Here is a 6,152-nt window from a genome sequence, read left to right as displayed (position 1 = left end):
TGTTATGGAAGTTAAGTGCCGCTTCGGCGTCAACTTTTCGCTTGACTTGCCGCGGGCATAAACGCTTAATTCACAGATTGTCTTTCAGATACGGAAGACCTTGTCACGCAAGCGCCTGACAAGTTTGTGGGAGAGATAAGCAACGATGTCCGCCAACCAGGTTTCACCCTGATTGTCTTCTGAAATTTACGCTCAAGGCACGCGAAAGTTTCAGCCATTTGCGGCATCGGCACTCGTGATTATGATAAAAGATTCTTTTGAACAACTCGCCGGACGGCGAGCAGGAGGTAGGTCCATGCGGATGGCGAATGTGTTGCGTAATGCGGTCCTGTTGTTGGTGCTCGGGCTCTTTGCCTCGACCAGCGTCTGGGCAGGGACGGTGGGAAAGGTCCGCGGTAAGATCACCAACAAGAAGACCAAGGAAGCCGTGCCCTTTGCCGTGGTCCAGATCGATGGTACCACCATGGGTGCACAGGCCGATGTCAACGGCGAATACATGATCATCAACGTGCCGCCGGGCGTTTACTCGGTTACGGCCAAGCTCACCGGTTACCAACCGGTGCGCACCGAGGCGGTCGACGTGCGCGTCGATCAGACGACGACGATCAACTTCGCCCTCGACGAAAGCGTGATCGAGACCGAAGCTCAGGTCGTCACGGCCCAGCGCGACCTCCTCAAATTGACCGAAACCGCCAACCTCCGGCAGATCACCGCCGAAACGATCAAGAACATGCCGGTCTCGACCGTCCAGGACGTGCTCAAGGCGCAGGTCGGCGTGGTTGAGCGCTTCGGCGAAATCCACATCCGTGGCGGCCGCAATAACGAAGTGATGTACGTCGTCGACGGTGTGTCGGTCAAAGACCCGCTCGGCGGTCTTGGCGCCGTTGATCAGGCGATGAACATCTCCGGCAACGTCATCGAAGACATGCAGATCATCAAGGGCGGTTTCGACGCCGAATACGGCAACGCCCAGTCCGGTATCGTCAACATCACCACCAAGAGCGGTTCCAACAACACCACCGCTCACCTCGAATACTTCACCGACGATTTTGGCACCGGAATTCTGAACAAGAACTCCTACAACTTCGACCGCGCCGAATTCAACCTCTCCGGACCGGAACCGTACCTCTCCAGCAAGCTGCTGCCGAGCCTCGGTATTAACTGGTTCAATGAGAAACTCTTCTATTCAATTCAGGCCGCGGCCGATAAGTCCGATAACTACGTCAACTATAAGCAGTACTTCACCGAAGCCACGTCGCGCGATTTCAAGTCGCGCTCGATTCTCGGCCTGTTCGACCTGAAAGACCGCATGAAAAACGCTTACGAAGCTCAGGTCTCGGTGCGTTACCAGGCAACGCCGAACCTTAAGTTGAATCTGCGCTACCGCGGCTCTTGGGACGACCAGACCAACTTCCAGTGGAATTACATCTACACACCCGCGACCGCGCCGATTGAACACGAGGAGTCGCAGGCCATCTCGGCGCAGTTGACGCATCAGCTCGACAAATCGACCTACTACGAGGTCACCATCTCCCGCTTCAACCGCGACTACCTGCAGATGCCGGGCGATCCGAGCCGCCCGGGCGAAGGCCTGGAGCCGGATGATTTCCTGCTGTTCGACCAGTACGAATATTTCTTCGACCGCAACGGCAACGGCAAGTTCGATCAGGCTGAACCGTTCGTCAATGCCAACGGCGATACGTCATGGCTAAACGGCGGCCCATTCTACACGTTTGGAGACGCTTTTGCTGCCGCCAATCAAGTCGCTGCCGGTCTTCCGGGATGGCCGCTGATCGCCTACGAAACCAATCAGGAGTATCGCGGCGTCAACTCGAGCTACCAGGGACAGCGCAATTCGTCCGCTACCGTCGACACGATCATTACCGACTGGAACGGCAACGGCATGGTTGACCTCTTTGAGTCGGAGCAGTTCGTCGATCTCAACGGCGACGGCAAGTGGAACGCTGGCGACTATCTGATTCAGGACACCAACGGCAACGGCAAGTACGACCCCGAGCGGGCGCAGGTGACAAACATCGACAACCCTGAACCGTATCGCGACGGTGACCAGAACCTCGGCGAGCCCTTCACCGATGTCAACCTGAACGGCGTCTATGATGCCGGTATCGATATCTTTATTCTCGCCGTCGATCCCTCCGTTAATCAGGACTTGAATCGCAACTCCAAGTACGACGGTCCGAGCGATCCGTGGCTACCCGGCACGCCGTTCCTCGATCGCAACAAGAATGGCGTCTATGATCCGCCAAACGGTCGCTACGACGCCGGCGAATCCTACGACGATTTGAATCGCAACGGCCGCTACGATGCGCGCGACGGCTTCTACGATCGCGGCCATCAGCAGTGGGCTTTCTATCAAAACCGTTCTGCCGCCCGCTGGACCGCCGACTTCAAGATCAACAAGCAGTTCAGCAAGGAGCACGACGTCAAGACCGGTCTGTCGATGGATCTCCATACCATCAAGATGGCCGACTTGCGCTATCCGAATTACTCTTACGACGGCATCCCGGACGGCGGCGCCTGGGGTGATCGCGGCGTCTTCCGCGACTTCTACACCCGCCATCCTATCACCGGTGCGGTCTTCGTGCAGGATAAGATGGAATACGGCTCGATGATTGCCAACCTCGGTTTGCGTTACGACTTCTTCATCCAGTCGTCGGAACTCAAACAGAGCGAAAGCGTCGACCAGGCGCAGGATAAGTCGATCCTGGGCTCGCAGAACCGCTTCAGCCCGCGTGTCGGTTTCTCCTATCCGATCTCCGATCGCGCCAAAGTGCAGTTTTACTACGGCCACTTCAACCAGTTGCCCGACCTCAACCTGATGTACCAGCGCGCGACGCAGGCCTCGAATGCCTTCGGCATCATCGGCAACGAGAACCTCGATTTCTCGAAGACGATTCAATACGAGTTTGGCGTCAGCTACAAGCTGTCCGAAGACTATGTCCTCGGCGTCTCCGGTTTCTACAAGGACATCTTCGGCATCATCAACTCCGTGCGCGAAGGCTCCGGCCCCAACCAGCGCAACGTCTATCAGAACTCTGACTATGCCCGTACCCGTGGCTTCGAATTCGAACTGGAGAAGACTTACGGCAACTACGTGCAGGGCATTGCGACTTACGAGTACTCCTTCGCCTTTGGCAAGAGCTCGGATGAAAACTCGAACTACTTCGACGACTTCTACAGCCGCTCAATTCCGATTCAGGAATTCCCGCTGAACTGGGACGTCCGTCATCAGCTCTCTTTGAATATCGACTTCGCGATTCCGCAGGGCGATCATCCGAGTCTGTTCGGCCTCAAGCTGCCTGATAACTGGGGCGCTAACGTGCTCTGGCAATTCGGCTCCGGCTTCCCGTATACGCCGGACAAGGATTATCCGGGCCTGCGCCTGTTGGCGGGCGAAACGCCGCAAACCAACTCGCTGCGCTATCCGTCGACCTCGGAGGTCAACATCCGCGCTTACAAGCGCTTCCCGTTCGTCGGCCTGAATTACACCGTGACGCTGTGGGTGAACAACCTCTTCGACGCGAACAATATTGACTACATCTATGGTTTGACTGGCCGGTACAATTCGGGTTCAAAGACTCCGGGCTCCAATTATGTGTTCGAGGGAACCCCGGGAGCGAGCAATCCGACCAATCTTGGCCCGGGACGTAATATCCGCGTCGGCTTCGGAGTGGAATTCTAAGAATTAGAGGTGACCTTGAAGATACTGTGTGGTGGATTGGTGAAGGGTTTACTGTGGACGTCGCTGGTGTGTCTGTTCTTGACCGCCGCGGCGCCCGCGGCGATGAAGCGTACGACTGATGACGATCTGCGCCGCATGGCCTTGCGCAAAGTGATGGCCACGCCGAATACGCAGAATTGCTCGCATCGCGTCGGTAACGTCTTCTTCACCATTACGAATTGGGGCTTCTTCGGCAGTCAGTTTGGCGATGCCACCGATTGGCTGAGAGAGAATTATTGCCTCGGCCCGGGAGTAATCGCGGGCGAATCGGCGCCGTCCTTCGAGTTCCCGGCCGGGACCGGCATCAGCTACCTGTTCCAGGGCGCGCTCTGGATCGGCGCGATCGTCGATGAAGACACCTTGGTCTCCTTCGGCGCCGACGGCTGGCAGCGGACCAACGAAATGTATCCGCGCGCCGCGCCCTTCGATAATATCGTCCAGCTCTCGTCGCGCCGGACGTCGGAGTTCTACAGCCCGGAGGCGGTCTCCGAGCAGGACTACTTCGCTGAGTATACCGATACCCTGGTGGACGACGCCCTGACCGGCCGCGACTTTCTCGACAACCGTTCGCACAAACCGCTTGGCATCAAAATCCTGCAGCGCAGCTACGCCTGGTCGTTCAGCTATGCCGAGGATTTCGTCCTGATCGACTACAAGATCGTCAACATCGGCGACCGCGATTTGCGCAAAATGTACATGGCCTTGTATGTCGATGCCGACATCTGGAACCTTTCGGTCAACCCTCTCGTCTCGAACGGATTCGATGATGATATTACCGGTTACCTGGCGAACATCCAATCGCCGACCTGCAACCAACTTACTGAAAACATCGATATCGCCTGGATCGCGGATTTCGACGGCGATCCCGAAGGCGGCGTCTTCAATCAGTACAGCCCGACCGGTGTCGCCGGTACCCGCGTAGTTCGCTCGCCCAATCCGGAGTTGAACTACTCCTTCAACTGGTGGGTCTCCAACGGCGACGACACCAACCTCGACTGGGGTCCGCGTCTGCAGGCTAATAATCGCGATTTCGGCGGTTTCCTTGGCACGCCCGAAGGTGATCGCAACAAGTACTACATCATGTCGCAGCCGGAATTCGATTACGATCAAATCTATTCGGCCGTAGATCACACCGCGCAGGGTTGGCTGCCCCCGAATGCGACTTTTGCCACCGACCTCGCTGATGGCTTTGACACCCGGTATCTCTTCTCGTTTGGACCATTCGAACTTAGTCCGGGTGACACTCTCCCGATTACGATCGGTTACGTCGCCGGCGACAAGTTCCATCGCACTCCCAACGACTTCCGGTTGTTTAGCCCCTCGGCACCGCAGGCGTACTACGACGCGCTCGATTTCTCCGATCTGGTCACCAACGCGCTTTGGGCCGGCTGGGTCTATGACAACCCCGGGATCGATACCGATGGCGACGGCGTCAAGTCGACTGACCTGAACGATCCTTATGTCAATCCGTGCACGGGACGTGAATACTACAAGTCCGGCGACGGCAAGCCCGATTTCGCCGGTCCGCCCCCGCCGCAGGCTCCGCTTCTGCGCTTCTCGGCCTCGCCGGGCAAGGTAACCCTTCGCTGGAACGGCAAGATCAGCGAAACTACGGAAGATCCCTTCTCCTCCCTCCTGGACTTTGAAGGCTACCGCGTCTACATGGGCTCCCGGCTCGTCTTGAGCGAATTCGCGCTCTTGACGTCCTATGACTTCGAAGACTTCAATCGTTATCGGCAGAACCGCAACTTCGATCCGCCGCGTTGGGAACTAACCGAAGTTCCTTTCACGCTCGATTCGTTGCGGGCCATCTACGGGCCGGAATTCGATCCGGCGCGGTATCCGAACGCTGCCGACTCGCTGGAAGTGCCGGAGGAAAACGCGGCCTACTACTTCACGCCGCAGGACTATAATCGTGAAGTGCTCGGTGAACCGGGAGGTATCGCCAAGCGCTTCCCGAACGCCCAGAAGGGCGATATGATCTGGGAGCCGGAGCTGAACGACTCCGTCGACGCCTACTACGAATATGAATATGTCATCGACGGTCTGTTGCCGTCACGGCCGGTCTACTTCGCGGTCTCAACGATCGACTTCGGCAACCCGGCCACCAGCCTGGCGGCGCTGGAAAGCTCGCCGCTGGCCAATGCCATCGAAGTCTATCCGGTCAACTCGAATGATCGGGTTGAATCCGAAAAACTTGAAGTGACCGTCTTCCCGAATCCGTACCGCATTGACGGCGGCTATTTGGAAGCCGGTTACGAGCAGTTGACCACGGCGGCCCCATCGCCGGAACGGGCGCGGCGGTTGCATTTTGCGAACCTGCCGAGCGCGGCGACGATCCGGATATACACGCTGGACGGGGACATGGTGCGGGAGATGCAGCATCCGTGCGATTGTCCATTGCAGGAGG

General features: G+C 57.5%; 2 protein-coding genes. Both read left to right on the top strand.

Features of this window, described 5'->3' with window-relative positions; all coding sequences use genetic code 11:
* Window positions 1-295 precede the first annotated feature (295 nt).
* Window positions 296-3,703, top strand: coding sequence for a TonB-dependent receptor (locus IT585_03735; GenBank protein ID MCC6962341.1), 3,408 nt, complete (start codon window positions 296-298; stop codon window positions 3,701-3,703).
* 15 nt (window positions 3,704-3,718) lie between these two features.
* Window positions 3,719-6,152, top strand: a 2,434-nt coding sequence (locus tag IT585_03730; protein MCC6962340.1) for a hypothetical protein, incomplete at its 3' end; no start/stop codon positions are given.

The sequence above is a fragment of the Candidatus Zixiibacteriota bacterium genome (assembly GCA_020853795.1).
GTDB lineage: Bacteria > Zixibacteria > MSB-5A5 > CAIYYT01 > CAIYYT01 > JADJGC01.
The sequence above is the reverse complement of the archived record's forward strand: the minus strand, read 5'-3'. Positions and strand labels throughout refer to the sequence as shown.

Bases quoted from the DNA above. Each gene is read 5' to 3' on its own strand.
- IT585_03735 (MCC6962341.1), top strand. From the start codon at position 296: ATGCGGATGGCGAATGTGTTGCGTAATGCGGTCCTGTTGTTGGTGCTC.